The 18,308-nt window shown below is 48.1% G+C and carries 7 protein-coding genes; all 7 read left to right on the forward strand.

Features of this window, described 5'->3' with window-relative positions; all coding sequences use genetic code 11:
* The first annotated feature begins 314 nt into the window (after positions 1-314).
* Positions 315-5,582, forward strand: a complete 5,268-nt coding sequence (locus CES79_RS09125; RefSeq protein WP_089136992.1) for a mucin-binding protein — start codon at positions 315-317, stop codon at positions 5,580-5,582.
* Between the two features lie 421 nt (positions 5,583-6,003).
* On the forward strand, positions 6,004-10,077 hold the full coding sequence (locus CES79_RS09130) for a KxYKxGKxW signal peptide domain-containing protein (RefSeq protein WP_089136993.1): 4,074 nt from the start codon (positions 6,004-6,006) through the stop codon (positions 10,075-10,077).
* 199 nt (positions 10,078-10,276) lie between these two features.
* A complete protein-coding gene (locus tag CES79_RS09135) occupies positions 10,277-10,981 on the forward strand; it encodes a tRNA (adenine(22)-N(1))-methyltransferase (RefSeq protein WP_054656431.1) in 705 nt (234 codons plus the stop codon).
* Positions 10,971-12,083, forward strand: a complete 1,113-nt coding sequence (locus tag CES79_RS09140) for a Nif3-like dinuclear metal center hexameric protein (RefSeq protein WP_089136994.1) — start codon at positions 10,971-10,973, stop codon at positions 12,081-12,083. Before CES79_RS09135 ends, CES79_RS09140 begins: the two co-directional genes overlap by 11 nt.
* A gap of 11 nt (positions 12,084-12,094) precedes the next feature.
* Positions 12,095-13,339, forward strand: a complete 1,245-nt coding sequence (gene pepT, locus CES79_RS09145) for a peptidase T (protein WP_089136995.1) — start codon at positions 12,095-12,097, stop codon at positions 13,337-13,339.
* 101 nt (positions 13,340-13,440) lie between these two features.
* Positions 13,441-15,561: a DNA topoisomerase gene (locus CES79_RS09150; RefSeq protein ID WP_089136996.1), complete on the forward strand. Its 2,121-nt coding sequence runs from the start codon at positions 13,441-13,443 to the stop codon at positions 15,559-15,561.
* Between the two features lie 109 nt (positions 15,562-15,670).
* The gene (gene clpB, locus CES79_RS09155; protein ID WP_089136997.1) at positions 15,671-18,298 is read left to right on the forward strand and encodes an ATP-dependent chaperone ClpB; all 2,628 of its coding nucleotides are present in this window, start codon (positions 15,671-15,673) and stop codon (positions 18,296-18,298) included.
* The last annotated feature ends 10 nt before the right edge of the window (positions 18,299-18,308 follow it).

Consider the following 18,308-nt stretch of genomic DNA (forward strand, 5'->3'; position numbering starts at 1 on the left):
TAAGAAGATCAATTCATTGATGAATTGGTCTTCTTTTTTTATCTTCACGGTTTTGAAAACGCTTTTACCAATTATTTTGAATCTAAATGCTAGTAGACCATTTCTTTAAACGATTAAGAATTTTTTCAAAAAAACTGGCAATCTAAACCGGACAATCGCCGTTTACAGGCAATATCTGCCGTTTTACAATTAATTTGTTTAGTAAAGGCGGTTAACAAATAGGAGTAGGACAGGGGTTTGAATGATCAGCTGAACGTTGTTAATTTCTTTACTCAGAAGTTAACCGTTATTCACATACCGGGAGGGACCAGGACATGGTTGGTAAGAACAATAACATTAGGACTATAGAAACGAATTTGACAAAACGCTACAAGGCATATAAGTCAGGTAAACGATGGATATATGCTAGTTTGGCGAGCATTGCACTTGGCGCTGGACTGCTGCTTGGCGGGAATGCGTCGGCGTATGCTGATACGGCAACACAAACTGATACAACGCCAATTGAAGCGACCAGTGTAAATGCTAAGACTTCAGCAGATGCAAGTACGACTACAAATAAGGTAGCTGTAAACACTGGTAATTCTACAAAGGCAGATACAGGTACGGCCACCGTAAATACGGCTAATAAACCAGCAGCAGATCATTCCGATGCGACGACTAGCAGTGCTTCAGATTTAAATTTGAACACAACGCCTAAGTCAGCTGCGAATAATGATGCGCAATCAGCTGTAACGCAAACGCCCACTACAGTGCAGACACCTCAGACTAAGGGGCAAGCCCCCGAATCTGAAGCAACGTCAACTGCACCGCAGACTCAGACAAACCAGCCGAATAGTGACGTACCAGCGCCTGTTTCAAGAACTCAGGCAGTTGTGAGTGATCAGCAATTTAAGACGGCTCAGACTTACACCGCAGCTTTAGTACCACAGGATTTGAAGACATCTCAAATGGCGACCACGGCGGATGCAACGTTAAGTCTTTCATCACCAGCAGTGGGTTATGGCAGTAACGCCAAAAGTCCGTTGACGGCGACCTTGAAGGTAACCGCTAAAGCGGGTGACGTCTACGTCATTTATATTCCGGCTAACACGCCTGTATTTGCATACAGCTCAGTTCAGCCATTATCAAGTACTGTTGGCACGACGGTTGTGAGCCAGCATGCGAGTGGCGCGGCGTTCACGATTACGAATACCTTCAAAATTGATGCTGTGATCTCACAGGAGATTCAATTTAATTTAGCCAATAACTACGGGGCTACCGATGTTATGGCGGACGTCGGCAAAACCGTTACCAAGACGATCGACTGGTCAGCAAACGGGGTGAAACAACCCCCAGTGACTTTTACCCAAACGATTAAGCCGACCATCAATTTGACGCCGGTAGTGATGACTTATCCTAATCAAGAAAACATCCCAGAAGTCGTACCTGATACGAATTACGTCTTTTCCATGAACGTGAACGAAGCTAACGGGGTGCTAGATAACGGGTATCAATCGGGGCGGGTCAACCGCGGTGATAATTTTGGCGGTTCAACGATCACGATTCCGGTTCCTGCTGGTTTTAAATTAGATGAGGGTAATACCCAAAAAATTAATGAATTCTCGGACAAAACCACGATCACCCAACCTGGTGGTGCTGGCAGTGTGCTCATCATTAACGTGCCAGCAGGCAGTGGTGCTGAAAACTGGGAAGCACAGGGTGGCTACCGGTTGGTGGGGTCTTTTGAAATGCCCCAACCAGCAACCGACACCGTTTATACGGCCGATGGCGCGACGACCTTTAGCCAAACTATGAATGCCGATGGCGATCAGTTAACTGGCAGCGTGGCGCCTTGGACCGTGAAAATTCTGGGGGTCAATACTGGTGGCAGTAGTGTAGGTAATGGGGTTGCCGGCACGACCGCCCAAGCTTCCAAGACAAGCTTATTGCTGGATAGTGATCCAACCGATGACCCGTCATTCCTATCAAGCTTTGGTTTTTATTTGGATTCAGTGACCGATACCAGTGGCGCTAAGATCACCATTACGATTCCGAATGGCCTGGATGCAACTGGTATTCAAACGCCGGCTTCGGCTGTGAACGCTCAAGTTTATCTGCCGGGAACCACTAGCTATCAATATACCTTAACGTTAGCGGACGGTACGACGGAAGCTGGCAGCGTGAACGCTGGTGAAAAGGTAACCGCTGCTGATGGGTCAGCAATCAGGAAGGTTGTTTTGACACCTAATTACCTTGCACCTGGTGCCAATACCTCCAGAACCGGTAATTTGGATCCCAATAAGACACCAGCTGCACCGTATCAACGCTTTATCGTCGAGGGGCAATTAGCGCACCGGTACGATGATGGCCGAGCGGTTAAATCTGGTGATAAGTTAACGTCGACGATCACGCTGGGCTTTGCCAATGAGACGCAACCACAAAAGGGCGCAACTTCTACCATCACGCAAACGGTGGTCGATGCTGTTGCTCTAGCGATTGGCTACATGCAAGAAGACAGTACAACACCTGGGGTTCAAACGGCTGGTCATCTCGCTGTCCAGGGTGGCGAATACGGTCAGATCTCGAAACAAATTTTTGAGCCAACTTATTACTTCGTGATTCCTACAGCAACGACGGTGACCAACGTCACGGCTAAATCGGGCGCTAAGATCAGTACTTTTAAAGCCGATGACGGGCATACGGTTGTCAAAATTGATTATTCGGGTACGGGGATCACGGTGAACACCGATGAAGCGGCTTCACTGGGTCAGATCAATTTGGCTAACAATCCCGATGCATTGCCTGGGGGCTACCCATATTTGATGTATATTGTGTCACCGACCACGTCGCTTTCCAATACGATTAAAGTTGCTGATAAAACTTATACTGATGGCAATCCGGATGCAGTTTTGATGCAGGGCGGTACTGGTGACTGGCAGATTGTCACCGCTAGTTCGTTTTACAATACGGCACTAGCTAAAGGCAATACGAACAGTGACCCAGTCACTCATGGGACTAGTGATGATCAGGGGAGCGCAACGCTGACCTTCTACGATAACGTTGTGTATACCTCATTAGCAGAGGATGCCAAGAATTCCAATGCTGAAGTAGCGATTAATTTACCGACCATTGGTCAAAATGGGTCGCAGTACACCTTTAATCTGACGGGTCCAATCAAAGTACCGACTCACTACACGGTCGTTAGCGGCACGGGGGCGCCAATGGATGCAACGGTTCTTTACAGCACCGACTTTCAAAAGGTGACTGGCGATGAAACGACACCGGATACGACGGGGTACGTATCCGCATCTGAAGTGACGGATTGGTCTAAAGTTCGCTCGGTTATCGTAAAAGTAAATGGCATTAAAGCCAATACGGCAACTGGCCGCATTGAACTGACGGGGACCACCGCGCAGCCTTTTAACCAGCAAGCCGGCAAAACAGGCAATTTACAGACGGCCTTTTATGGTAACGGTGCTAAAGTCAGTCTGGGTTCCGATAATGCGTCAATTAAAATTACGGGGACTTCCACGATTAAAGCGCGTTACCACTATGTAGACGCTAGCGGACAAGATCAGTACGTCTATCTAGACGATTTAAGCCAGACGCTGACTGACAATACGGATGAATTTAAAAACGATTACCCAACTCAGCCAGCCGGTTTCTCGGCAAAGGATCAGAGTCTCTTGCCGGCCGGTTATCAACTGGTCACGGATGCAGCCGGCAACGTGACGCCGAAAATTATTGACGGTACTGGTGATGGTGCTGCCAAGTTTGGCACTGTGACACAAGCCTTCTATGATGGTGATTTTGTGCAATACGACTTGGTTGATCAAGCCAGCGCGCAGCTGGAATACGTCGATGATGACAACAATGGCACGGTAGTGGGGACGCCAAAGACGGTCACTGGGGTTACCTCAGGATCAATTAACTGGAACACGAATGATCTGCCAGCATATTACACGTTGTCTAAGGGGCAAGCAGCTAGTGGCACCTATACCTTAACGGCTGAACCGGGTCAAAAAATTCAGATTCATTTGACCCACATCGTTGATCATAGTCAGCAAACGACCACGCGAACGATTCATTATGTCGTTGCTGATTCAAGCTACCGGGGGACGGTGCCAGTTGATAAAGTACAAACAATCACTTGGGCGGTTTCGACCGATGAAGTTACTGGCCAGGGTGTCGCCACCGCACAAAATTTGTATGCGATGCAGACCACACCGGCACTTGCGGGCTACACCCCTAATGTGAGCGAAGTACCGCAAAAAAATTATGGGGCAGTATCAGTCGCTGATCTGCCAGCAGCGGGCAGCAATGATGTGACCGTGACCTATACGGCTGCTAAACAAGCTGCTACCGTTGAATACGTCGATGATGATCATGACGGCGCCATTGTTGGCACGCCAACGACCTTAACTGGGACGACAAATGGTACCGCTAACTGGGATACAGCCAATCAGATTCCCGCCAATTACGCCTTAGCTAAGGGTCAAGCCGCCAGCGGGATCTATACCTTTACGGTGGAACCTCACCAGTTGATCCAGATTCATCTGGTGCATCAGTTAGCCACTGGGACGGCCACCACTACCCGGACGATTACCTACGTGATGGCTAATGGGGATCAGTCCAAGACGCCTTCGCCAGTCGTTGAAACGATGAATTGGAAAACGGTCGTAGATAAGGTGACAGGCATTAGTTACGCTGCACCGCTGAACAATTATGCCGCAGTCCCTAATCCGGTCATCACCGGTTACACACCGCACAGTACCGTTAAACAGCTGACTGAAGGACCAATGTTGACTAGCCAGTTGTCTAAGTTGAATATGAACGTCACCGTGCTCTATACGGCTGATAAGCAGACCGTGGCGATCACGTACGTCAATACGAAGACGAATCAGCCAATCAAGACGATCGTGGTCACTGGCAAGACGGATGACCCAATTGTGGTGCCTGATCTACCAGGTTATACACTGGATAGAAGCGGCGACCCAACCAGCTTTGAACCAGGGCTGACTAAATTCAACGTACCAGCGACGCCAAATGAAGGGTCGGGTAATACTGGCGGTGGATCAGATAATACTGGCACTGGCACGACCACAACACCCGGTGATCCGGATACCGGAACGACACCTGATAATCCTGGTGGCACAACGACGCCTGGTAATCCGGACACGACTACGACGCCAGGGGAGCCTGGTACTGCCATTATCCCTGATAATCCTGATGTAGTTACTACAGTTGATAATACGGGAACGGCAGTAGCGCCAGAAACACCAGCGACTTCGCAGTCTGAAGGACAAGGGGTAGCCGCTGGCAGTCAAACTTCTGGCGGTAATGTTCAAACCGAATCAACGGCTAAGGGCTTTGCGACTGCGGATGTAAGTACTGAGCAAGTGCCTGCACAAGCTGGTTTAGCAGTAACAACTAGTACAACTGCCAAGACTAGCGGCCAAGTCAATGATTCGAAGACTAATTCTGGTAAATTACCACAGACCAATGAGCGTAATGATCAAGCAGCTGGTTTATCGTTGCTGGGATTAGTGACCGGTATGCTTAGTCTGTTCGGAGTGAAACGGCGCAAGCACGATAATGGTTAAAAATTAGTGGTAATCATTACCACAGTAACTAAAACGAATTTTTATTAATTAGAAAACCAGGGGTAATTCATGATGTGATCAATGATCGCCATGAATTACCCCTGGTTTTTCACTTATTTTAAATGAATATTATCTAACCATTAATGGATATTAATGTAAGCGTCACCATTTATTTTGATTTTTTTAAAAAGATTGACAATCTCAAACGTTGGATAGGTATTTACAGGCAATATTTGCGGGCATACAATGAAATTGTTTAATAAATGGGGTTAACAATCAGGTGTACGGGATTGCATTTTAATAGTGACGTACCGGTAGTTTGATAAACGTGATTAACCCCCTTTACAGTGTAGCAATGGTTCAATAGTTATCGGCAGGGGAAGCAGTTGCCAGTTATTCACATACCAGGAGGGACCAGATTATGGTTGGTAAGAATAATAACATTAAGATGATACAAACCAATTTGAAAAAGCACTATAAGGCATACAAAGTTGGTAAGAGATGGCTATACGCGAGCCTCGCCAGTTTTGCACTTGGCGCCGGGTTGTTGCTCGGGGGCAACGCAACCGCCTATGCTGATACAGTTGCGCAAAATGATGCAACGCCGGTTGAATCTACCAATGTCGCTTCAACGAAGAGTTCTTCGGCTGCTTCAAGTACAGATACGAATAAAGTGAGTTTACAAACGGCCAATAAGACAACTGATAATACTGACACAGCAGCTAAGAGTGCAGCAGATTCGAATTTAAGTACAACGCCCAAGGCAGCTACGACGAATGCTGGTCAAACTGCTAAAGTGCAGACGCCTAATACTAAAGTTCAGGCACCGGCACCTCAAACTAAAGTGCAAGCGCCAAAAGCTGTAACTGCACCAACTACTAATGCGGTAACACCAACACCTAAAGCTCAGACAGATGATTCGGTGGCCAAATCAACGCCAGAAGCTCAGACACTGACGACTAAAACCTTGGTCGATCCAACTAATGCACAATTGAAGGCTGCTCAGGCAAGTGCTGCGCAGGTTTATGCGGCAACTTTGAAACCGCAAAAGATCGTTGCGATTGGGGATCCGACAGCGGATGCAGCTTTGACACTATCGAAACCTGGAGTTGGGTATAAATCAGGTATAAACGCAGACAACCCATTTGTGCTGACACTGAAAGTTACGGCAAAAGCGAATGATAAATACGTCATCAACATTCCAGCTAATACTGATGTGTATCAAATTGGTGAAGTTCAACCGTTGCCAAGTGCGATTGGGACAACTACGCAAGTTAATAATTCCGATGGGACGCATACTATTACCGATACTTTCAAGATTGATAGTGTTAATACGCAAACAATTAAGTTCAATGTTAACAATAATTCCTATGGACTAGGACATCCAATGGCGGACGCTGGTAAGACGGTTACGAAGACGATCACTTGGTCAGCTAATGGTGTTGACCAGAAGCCAGTGACCTTTACCCAGACGATTACGCCAACTGTTAGTTTATCACCAGTAGTACAGACCTATCCCAGTGTAGAAAAAGTACCCCAAATATTACCCAATAAAGATTATGTATTTTCCATTAAAGTTAACGAACCGAATGGTATTTTGGATGATAGTGCACCATCAGATTGGGCTAACACATCGGTCAATTACGGTGGAACAACGATTACCGTTCCAGTACCCACTGATTTTAAGTTAAATGCCAATAATACTAAGGATATCAACGGGTTTAGTGATAGTCAGACGATTACCCAACCAGGTGGTACTGGAACGGATATCATTATCTCAGCGCCAGCAGGAACCGGCCTAGAAAATTGGCGAAACGATGGTTTAGGTTATAAATTAATTGGGTCGTTTAACATGACACGGCCAGCAACTGATACTGTGCTTACGGCTGCTAACCCCGTAAACTTCAAACAAGTCGTTAATTCAGATGGTCAAACTTTGACGGCTACGGGGAATCCATGGGCTGTTACGATCCTTGGGGTCAACTCGGGTGGAAGCGATATTGGTAATGGGCAAACTGCAACGACTGCTGAGGCTTCAAACACGAATCTAGTACTAAGTAATGATCCAGCCGATAATCCGGCTTATCTGTCTTCATTTGGCTTTCAAGTGGATGCCATTAGTGATACAACGGGTGCCAAAATTACGATCAAAATTCCTAGTGGACTTGATGCGACTAGTGTTCGGACACCTGATTCAGGCATTACCCCGCATCTTTATCTTCCGGGGACAACCAGTTATAACTACACACTTACTTTAGCTGATGGTTCAACTGAAACTGGCACGGTTAATGCTGGCCAAAAGATTACACCTACAGCCACGTCGGCAATTAGGACCATCGTACTCACGCCGAATAGTCTCGCACCAGGGGCTAATACGTCTAAGGGAAGAGCTTCTAGTGATGTAACACCCGTATCGGATTCAGGAATGTTTGAAAGGTTTATTGTTGGTGGTCAACTGGCTCAAACTTATGATGACGGAACACCCGTTAAGACTGGTGATCAGTTCACTTCGACGATTGACTTAGCATATGCTGATCCAACACGACCTGGTAAGACGTTCTCTGCATCAACGACGCAAACAATTGTTGACGGTATTGCTCAAGGAGAAGCACACGAGGCTCAGACTAGTAAAACTCCTGGAGTAATAGATGCCGGTTCCTTACAACTAATTGGTGGTAACTACCAGCAAACAACCAGGAAAATTTTTGAACCAACTTATTACTTCGTTATTCCTACGGCGACTACTGTTACCGGCATAAACGCAGCATCTGGCGCTAAAACGAGTACTTTCAAGGCAGATGATGGCCGTACCGTTGTCAAAATTGATTATTCTGGAACTGGAATAACGGTCAACACGGATGATGGTGCTAAGGACGGGCAAGTTAATTTGGCCAATAATCCCGATGCATTACCCGGGGCGTACCCTTACTGGATTTACATCGTTTCGCCAACAACTAAGCTTGCAAATAAAACCAAAATTGCAGATAAATCGTATGCTGAGGATAATACCAACGCACTTCAAATGGATTTATACGGTGGCGATGGGAACTGGGACATTGTTACTGCTAGTTCGTTTTACAATACACCATTAGCAAAGGGCAATCTGGATATTGATCCGGTTCTGAATGGCGCCAGTGATGATAAAGGTGCCCCAACGTTAACCTTTTACGACAGTGTTGTGTACACTTCATTAGAGAAGGACGCTAAAAATAATAATGCTGAAGTTGCGATTAACTTACCAACCCTTGGAGATGTTAAAGGCTCACAATACACGTTTAACTTGACTGGTCCAATCACGGTACCAACTGATTACACGGTTGTAAACGGTACTGGGGACCCAATAAATGCGACAGTTCTCTATTCAACGGCGCCTCAGGTGATTACTGGCAATGAAACGCAACCGGATGAGAGCGGTTATGTACCGGCTTCTGCAATTACTAACTGGGCTACGGTTCGTTCAGTAATTGTTAAGATTCCAAATATGAAAGCCAATAGCTCAACCGGTCGAATTGCACTTACGGGGACTACTGATCCTCAATTAAGCCCATTTAATCTACAGGCTGGTCACACGGGAGTTTTGCAGACAGCCTTCTATGGTAATGGTGCTAAAGCCAGTGTTAATTCTCAGGATGCCAGCATTAAAATTTCTGGGAAATCGATGATTAAAGCACGGTATCACTATGTTGATGCTAATGGACAAGATCAATATATTGACATTGCTGATTTAAACAAGTTTTTCAATGATAATGCTGAAGAGTTCAAAAAAGATGACTACCCAACGGTGATCTCTGATTTCTCTAACGCTGAAAAGGCGCTGATTCCAACTGGATATCACTTTGTATTAGTACCAAATACAACGGATCAAGTTGCACCTACTACTGTCGACAGTACCAACAATGGGGCTGCTCAGTTTAACACCTTGACAAAATACAACTACGATGGTGATTTTGTTCAGTATGAACTGGTTAGCGATACGCCGACTAAAAAGCCGTCAGACCCTGACAAGCCTGGCACTACTAAGTCACCTGATGAACCTGACACGGTAGTTACACCAGTAACACCACAGACGCCACAAACCCCAGACAATACGCCAACGCCAGAAGTTGTCGATACGCCGGTCACCTCGACATCTGAGGGAACTGTCGTACCGTCGACAGATATTACGCCACAAAAAGGGCAGGATAACGATGTTACGACTGATTCAACTGACCGTGGTCAAGTTATTCCTGATTCAACAACGACTGGTGAGACTGATGAAACTAGGGTTGCACAGCCGCAAGCAACGGTTGGCTACGCTAATGCAACTCAAAAGACGGTAATGCCTACTAGTCAAGCTAGTGCTGCTGGCCAGACCAATGACGTAAAGACTAGCCAAGCCAAATTACCACAAACTAGTGAACAAAATAACCAAGCAGCTACTTTATCACTGCTGGGATTAATGACTGGTATGCTGAGCCTGTTCGGATTGAAACGGCGTAAGCGTGACGATGATTAAGTTACTGAAGCTTAGTATTACAGTTATGGCAACAAATGATTAGTACTTGATAGAACAATGTAAAAAGGTGGGTCATGATGAGCAATCACCACGACCCACCCTTTTTGTGACCAATTAAAACGGCGTGAAATGTTGTGCTAGGTTTGCCCTCTAGCCTATAATAGAACTACGATTATTTATGAAAAGGGGCAACCAACCTATGAATGGGACACACTTATCCAACCGGCTACAGACCGTAGCTGATTTCGTAAAACCCGGTGCTCGTTTGGCCGATATTGGGTCAGACCACGCGTACCTGCCAGTGCATTTAGCTAAACAGGGAGTCATTAAAACGGCCATTGCTGGTGAAGTCGTGAAGGGGCCTTACCACAACGCCGTATCAGAAATTGACGGTGAGCAGTTAACCGACGTGATCACCGCCCGTTTAGCTGATGGACTAGCGGCAATTCAGCCAGATGATCAGATCGACACGATCGTGATTGCCGGCATGGGCGGTACGCTGATCACTAACATTTTAGAGAGCGGCAAGGCACACTTGACTCACCATGAACGGTTGATTTTACAGCCCAACGTGGGTGAAGATCACGTGCGGCGCTGGCTGCAGGACAACCATTATCAAATCGTGGCGGAACGCATTTTAGCCGAAGACGGTCACATTTATGAAATTATCGTGGCGGATCCAGCAGAACACGCTGTTAAGTATTCTGTGGCAGAGCTTAAATTTGGCCCGTTCCTGCTGCAAGAAAAGAATCCCGTGTTAACAACTAAATGGCGCAGTGAACAAGCGCGTCTGCAGCAAGTTATCCAAACGATGAAACAAGCCAAGAACGCGCCCGAAGCGAAGATTCAGGAGTTTGAACGGGAGTGTCAGCAAATTCAGGAGGTCATTTTAGATGAAGATTAGAACATTGATCGAACGTTTTGAACAGTTTGCACCCAAGTCGATTGCCGAACCCAAGGATCCGGTGGGACTGCAGCTGGGTTCATTAGACGCTGATTTTCACAAGGTGCTGGTGACACTGGATGTCAGACCAGAAGTGGTGGCTGAAGCGGTCAAAATTGGCGCCGACTTTATTTTTGCCCACCATCCTATGATGTTTCACCCGGCGAAGAACCTCGATTTAAGCGATCCGCAAAACCAGATGTACGCCACGTTACTGCAGCATCACATCACAGTGTATGCCGCGCACACGAATTTAGACAGTGCCAACGGCGGAATGAACGACTGGCTGGCGGATGCACTTGGTCTGACGGATACCATTGGCATGGTCGATGGCGTGCGTGAGACCAATTACTTGCTGACGGTTCATGTGCAGTCGGTCTACGCGGATGCGATTCGCTTGGCCATGGTGGGTGCCGGGGCTGGTGATATGGCCCGCTATTCCGGTGCCAGCTTTGAATGGAGCGGCACCACCTGGTTCACACCGATGCAGGGGGCTGACCCAGATCTGGGTCCAGTTGGCGAACGTAACAGTACCGAGGAATTGGCGCTTCAAGCGCGGGTGCCAGCATCTAAACTGCAGGCCGTAACGCAGGCAGTGAATGCCGTCTATCCTGGCGGCCATCCCGCTTTGGAGCTGACTAAGCTATCCGATGAAGGGACGCAATATGCCATGGGCCGCATCGGCAATCTATCGAAACCAATGACGGTGCGGGAATTTGCCGAACACTGTAAGCAGGTCTTTCACGTTGCTGGTCTGCGGGTAGTGGCTGCTGACATGGATCAGTCGATTCAGCGCATTGCTGTTCTCGGTGGCGATGGCGGTAAATTCTTCAAAATTGCCCAGCAAAAGGGTGCCGATGCTTACGTGACTGGTGATGTGTACTACCATACCGGTCATGACATGATTGCTGCGCATTTCCCAGTGATCGATCCTGGCCACCACATTGAAAGTATCTGCAAGCCGCACCTTACCGAATTATTTGAGCAGTGGCGGGATCAGAATAAGTGGCAGTTTGAGATCGTGCCATCAGCGTTAAACACGGACCCGTTCACGTTTATTTGAAAGGATGATCACTGATGCAATACCAAAATCTGATTCCCCGTTTTTTAAAATACGTTAAGGTTGAGACCCGTTCAGATGAAGCAAGTAACACGGTGCCAACTACGCAAACGCAAGTTGACTTTCTAAAAACTTTAGCTAACGAAATGACGGAAATTGGACTAGCTGATATCCACGTTTCCAAGCCCAGCGGCTACGTCTATGCCACGTTACCCGCTAATACGGATAAATCAGTTCCCACGATTGGGTTTATTGCCCATGTGGATACCGCGGACTTCAACGCCCACCATGTCAATCCGCAGATCGTTGAAAATTACGACGGTCATTCGGTGATCAAGCTGGATTCGGCTGGTAAGTACCAGCTGGATCCTAAAGTCTTTCCCAGTTTACGGAAATACCAGGGTCAAACGTTGATCACCACCGATGGGTCAACCTTACTGGGATCCGATGATAAATCCGGTGTGGCGGAGATCATCACAGCGATGCAATATTTGCTTGAACACCCAGAAATCAAACACGGCACGGTTAAAATCGGTCTGGGCCCGGACGAAGAAATTGGCACTGGCGCTGATCATTTTGACGTGGCGGACTTTGGTGCTGACTTTGCGTACACCGTGGATGGCGGACCTTTAGGACAGCTGGAATACGAGACCTTTAACGCCGCGGATGGCCGGGTCCACATTACGGGAACCAACGTGCATCCGGGTGATGCGAAGGACACCATGGTCAACGCTAATCAGCTGGCAATTGATTTTCACGATGCGCTGCCCGAACATGACCGCCCCGAAAAGACGGCTGGTCGAGAAGGCTTCTTCCACCTGTACAAAATAAGTGGGGATGTCGATACGGCTGATCTGGGCTACATCATCCGCGACCATGACCGGGAGCGGTTTGAAACGCGCAAGCAACTCTTTCAGGGCATCGCTGATCGGTTAAACGACCAGTACGGTACCGGCACGGTTCAGGTGACGCTTAAGGACCAGTATTACAATATGCGTGAAATCCTCGAAAAGGACATGAGCGTGGTGGAACTGGCAAAACAGGCCATGATGGAACTGGGCATTAAACCAGATATTGCACCGATTCGCGGTGGAACGGATGGGTCTAAGCTCTCCTTTTTAGGCTTACCAACACCGAATATATTTGCTGGCGGTGAAAACATGCACGGCCGCTTTGAATACGTGTCGGAGCAGACCATGGCGCAAGCAACGGACGTGATTTTGAAGATCATTGCCCTGAATTTAAAAAATAATCAGTGAGCCGCGGGTTAAATGAATTCGCAAAAAGAGCTTTAGCGAATGACTAGTTTGCTAAAACTCTTTTTAAACTCACAATAAATGATGGTAACGGAGGAAAACGGATGACAGAATATGCCATTTTATGTGAAAAAGCCAGTGCTGCCAAGAACTTTGCCAGTGCGTTAGGCGGAACCAGCGGTGAATTTGAGGGGCATTCCTACAAAATCGTCCACTCTCACGGGCATCTAATGGAGTTTGTGGATCCTAAAGAACAGGTACCAGAAGATAAGGCAGCGCAGTACCGGTCATGGAAGCTGGAGCATTTGCCTTGGCAGGTGGCTGATTTTAGTTGGGAAAAGCAGCCCATTATGGCGAAGAATCCCCGGACTGGTCGGAAAAAATCAACTAAATCAGATCTGGTGGAGATCAAAAAGAACGTTAAAGACTGCGATGCATTGGTTATTGCGACCGATGTGGACCCTTCCGGTGAAGGTGAGTTACTGGCCTGGGAGATCATTAACGCCATCAAGTGGCGTAAACCGGTCAAACGGCTGTATTTTGCCGATGAGGAGGCGCGGTCGATTCAAGCGGGTTTTCGGGAGATTAAGCCGATCAGCAGCCAGCAGTCAGACGGTGATTATCTGAAATCGGATGCCCGCAGCAAGTGGGATTTCCTGTCCATGCAGCTGACTCGAATCGCCACCACGGTGACCAAACAGGCGGGCTATCCAGTGAAGGTCGTGCGGGAAGGCCGGTTGAAATCGTTGATGGTGCGCCACGTGCACGAACAGGCGACACTGGTTAAAAACTACAAGCGCAAAGCCTTCTATGAAGTTAAATTTCAGGATAACGCCGAGCACGTTTTTGCCCGGAAGTTTAAGGATGACGAGGCGGCGGCTAAGTGGCGCCACGCGGTCAAGGCGGACGCTGCCACGGAAATGGCGCAGTATCATGACAGCGCCATTACTAACGTGAAAACGGTTCGCCGGCATTCGGCACCACCGAAACTGCTTGATCTGTCTAATTTAGCGTCAATTCTGGCGCCAAAAGGGTACAACGCTAAAGAAGTTTTAAGCACTTATCAAAAAATGTATGAAGCTAAGATCGTCAGCTATCCCCGGACGGATGACAGCAAGATCTCCATGGCGCAGTTTTATCAGCTGCTGCCGTTAGTGCCGACGATTGCTAGGGTGGTCAACGTTGATCAAAGCTTATTGACGCACCGCAAACCGCGATTTACTCACGTGACGACTGGTAGTGTGGATCACGGGGCCAACCGTCCCGGTGAAAGAGTGCCGCAAACCCTAGCCAGTTTGTCGAAATACGGCAAGTCGGGGCCGGCAATTTATTCGGTGGTGGCGAAGAACTATCTAGCTATGCTGGGGGAAGATTATCAGTTTGACCACGTCACCGCTGAGCTAGCCGATTATCCCAGCTTTAAGACCGCTTTTAACGTTCCCGTGGCCCTGAATTACAAGCTGATTTTTGATAGTTCCCGCCAGATCAGTGATGTGGATGAAGCTCAGGGTGAAGCCCAGGGAAAACTGGGTCAAACCGCGGCCCCGTTTATCTTTGAAGGCGCCAATAAGAAGCCGGTGAGACCCACCATGAAGTGGCTGATGAATTACCTGCAGCACTATAATATTGGTACTGGGGCGACCCGGGTCTCAACACTGTCACAGATCACCGCTGGGACGACGGCGCTGATGAAGGAACGCCGAGGCGCACTGTCACTAACGGATACGGGGACCATTTCCGCGATTTTGACCGAGGGGACCATTATCAGCAGTACTAACGCGACCAAACGGCTGATGACGCTCATGGATCAGGTGGGGTCATTTAAATTGCACCCCGATGAATTGCTGACTACGGCGACACAGACGGTAACGCACGATTTACCGATCATGGTGAAAAATGCTGATAAGCTGAAAGCCAGTCTGGGGGAACCAGAAAAGTTGGTCAAACACTATCCCAAGAAGGCGAAAACCGGTGGTCAGACCAGCACCGGTAAAGAAGTGAGCTTTAACCAGGTCTGGGGCGGCCACCGGTTTACCACCCAGGAAGTGGCCGACCTATTGGCTGGCAAGGAAGTTCAGTTTCAGATCAAGACCAAGCGGGGTAAACCCATGGCCGTGCACGGTAAATTAGCGCAGCAAACTTACCGGGGCCACAAATTTTGGGGCTTTAAACCGGCTGATGACGTGTTTCAAAGGCGGACCAAAAGTCGCCGAAAAGCCCGTTAAAATAGTTTGGTCAAATAAGGTCAAATGGTTGGTAATACGGATGGCCTATGCTAAAATAAACCAAGAAATTAATTACTCAGGATAACCAGTAAAGGATGATGATCGTTTAATGAATCCAGACATCTTAACGCAATCAGTGACGGATGCGATTGCGGAGGCACAGCAAATTGCCGTTAACCGTAAACAGCAGTCGATCGGTGTCTCACACCTATTTAAATTCTTAATTCAACCAGGTCAACTGGACCGGCAGATCTTTAGCGAACTGGGCCTTGATATCACGAAGTTAAATGCCGAATTAGACAGTGAAATCGATAAGATCAGCGAAGTTGACGGGAACGTGACTTACGGGCAAAACCTATCACCAGACCTATACCGGTTGCTACAAAAGGGCGATGAAGTCCGCAAAGATCTCGGCGATGAATACATTGCCAGCGACACGTTGGTGATTGCTGTCGTTCAGATGAGCGGCAGCCGACTAGGCGACTATCTAACGGAACAGGGATTGACCCTGCAGCAAGTTAAAAATAAGGTTACTGAAATTCGTGGGGGTGAAAAAATCACGTCAAAAAATCAAGAAGAGGGTTTTCAAGCCTTAGAAAAATACGGGACTGACTTAGTCAAAGCCATGCGTAGCGGCAAACGCGACCCGATTATTGGCCGGGATGACGAGATCATGACGATCACCCGGATCCTGTCGCGAAAGACCAAAAATAACCCGGTCCTGATTGGGGAACCCGGGGTCGGTAAAACGGCGATCGTCGAAGGTCTGGCGCAACGAATCGCCCGTGGTGATGTGCCGGAAAATTTGAAGAACAAGTCGATTTTCTCACTGGACATGGGTTCTCTGATTGCCGGGGCGAAATACCGTGGTGAATTTGAGGAACGGCTGAAGTCCGTCTTAAAAGAAGTGAAGAAGTCCAACGGGGACATCATCATGTTCATTGATGAAATCCATAACATTGTTGGTGCCGGTAAGACGGAAGGCAGTATGGATGCTGGTAACCTGTTAAAGCCAATGTTAGCCCGTGGCGAACTGCATTTGATCGGGGCCACGACCACTGATGAGTACCGCAAGTACATGGAAAAGGACCGGGCACTTGAGCGCCGGTTCCAGAAAGTTCCTGTGGCAGAACCGTCAGTTGAAGATACGGTTACCATTTTGCGGGGACTGCGGGAACGCTACGAAGTGCACCATGGCGTTCGGATTCACGATAATGCGCTAGTGGCGGCGGCTAAGCTGTCGGATCGCTACATCACGGACCGTTATTTGCCGGATAAGGCGTTAGACCTCGTCGATGAGGCCTCTGCTTCGATTCGGGTAGAAATGAATTCAGCCCCCACTGAATTGGACCAAGCGCGGCGACAAATGATGCGGCTGCAAGTGGAAGAAGCGGCCTTAAAGCAGGAAACCGATGAAGCGTCACAAAACCGGCTGAAGGAAGTTCAAAAGAACTTGGCGGATGTGAAGGAAACCGTTGGCAGTTTGAACGCCCGCTGGGAAGACGAAAAGCAGTCCTTGGACGCCTTAAGTAAGAAAAAGCGGGAATTAGATAAAGCCAACCACGATTTGAACGAAGCCGAATCCCAGTATGATTTGGATAAGGCCGCGGTCTTACAGCACGGGACCATTCCCCAACTGAAAAAAGAGTTGGTCGCGATGGAGCAAAAGGACCATTCGGACGACTGGCTGGTCGAAGAATCGGTCACCGAAAAAGAAATTGCGGCGGTAGTCGCGAAGATGACCGGAATTCCCGTTAACCGTCTGGTAGCCACTGAGCGGGAAAAACTGCTGCATTTAGCAGATAATCTGCACAAACGGGTGATTGGCCAAGACGAAGCAGTCCAGGCCGTGTCAGACGCCGTTTTACGGTCACGGGCCGGTCTGCAGGATCCAAGCAAACCGTTGGGATCCTTCCTATTCCTAGGGCCAACCGGTGTCGGGAAAACCGAACTGGCAAAGGCCTTGGCAGAATCCTTGTTTGATTCAGAAAGCGAAATGATCCGGATCGATATGTCGGAATACATGGAAAAAGAATCCGTTTCGCGGTTAGTGGGAGCGGCTCCCGGCTACGTGGGCTATGAAGAAGGCGGTCAGCTGACAGAAGCGGTTCGCCGGCACCCATATTCCATCGTGTTGTTTGATGAAATTGAAAAGGCCCATCCTGACGTCTTTAACCTGTTACTGCAAGTCTTAGACGACGGTCGTTTAACGGATAGTCAGGGGCGGACGGTCAACTTTAAGAACACGTTGTTGATCATGACCTCTAATCTGGGCTCGGATATTTTGCTGGAAGGCACGGATGCGCAAGGCAAGATTTCAGACGATGCTAAAAAACAGGTTGCCAGCCTGCTGCAGCGGTCGTTTAAGCCAGAATTTTTGAACCGGATCGATGACACGATCATGTTTAAGCCGTTAACGATGAGTGACGTTGAGCAGATCGTGGGCAAACTGATTCAGCGTCTGTCTGCTCGACTGGCAGAACAGCAGATCACGCTGACGATTACTTCAGCAGCAGCGCAGTGGTTAGCCAAGCGCGGCTATCTGCCAGCCTATGGGGCAAGACCGCTAGAACGTACCATTACCAACGTGGTGGAGACCCCGTTAGCCAAACTGATCATTGGCGGTAAAGTCAGTGCTAATAGTACGGTTGAGCTGGCTTTAAATGATGCCGGTGACGATCTGGTATTTAACACGAGTGCGACTCCAACCGATGAAGTTGCCAGTGAAAAAGCCTAATGGAAAATAA

Source organism: Secundilactobacillus silagei JCM 19001, from assembly GCF_002217945.1.
In the GTDB taxonomy this organism is placed as follows: Bacteria; Bacillota; Bacilli; order Lactobacillales; family Lactobacillaceae; genus Secundilactobacillus; species Secundilactobacillus silagei.

What these genes read in the sequence shown, in the direction of transcription:
- CES79_RS09125 (WP_089136992.1), top strand. Translation starts at nt 315, where the DNA reads ATGGTTGGTAAGAACAATAACATTAGGACTATAGAAACGAATTTGACA.
- CES79_RS09130 (WP_089136993.1), top strand. Translation starts at nt 6,004, where the DNA reads ATGGTTGGTAAGAATAATAACATTAAGATGATACAAACCAATTTGAAA.
- CES79_RS09135 (WP_054656431.1), top strand. Translation starts at nt 10,277, where the DNA reads ATGAATGGGACACACTTATCCAACCGGCTACAGACCGTAGCTGATTTC.
- CES79_RS09140 (WP_089136994.1), top strand. Translation starts at nt 10,971, where the DNA reads ATGAAGATTAGAACATTGATCGAACGTTTTGAACAGTTTGCACCCAAG.
- CES79_RS09150 (WP_089136996.1), top strand. Translation starts at nt 13,441, where the DNA reads ATGACAGAATATGCCATTTTATGTGAAAAAGCCAGTGCTGCCAAGAAC.
- clpB (WP_089136997.1), top strand. Translation starts at nt 15,671, where the DNA reads ATGAATCCAGACATCTTAACGCAATCAGTGACGGATGCGATTGCGGAG.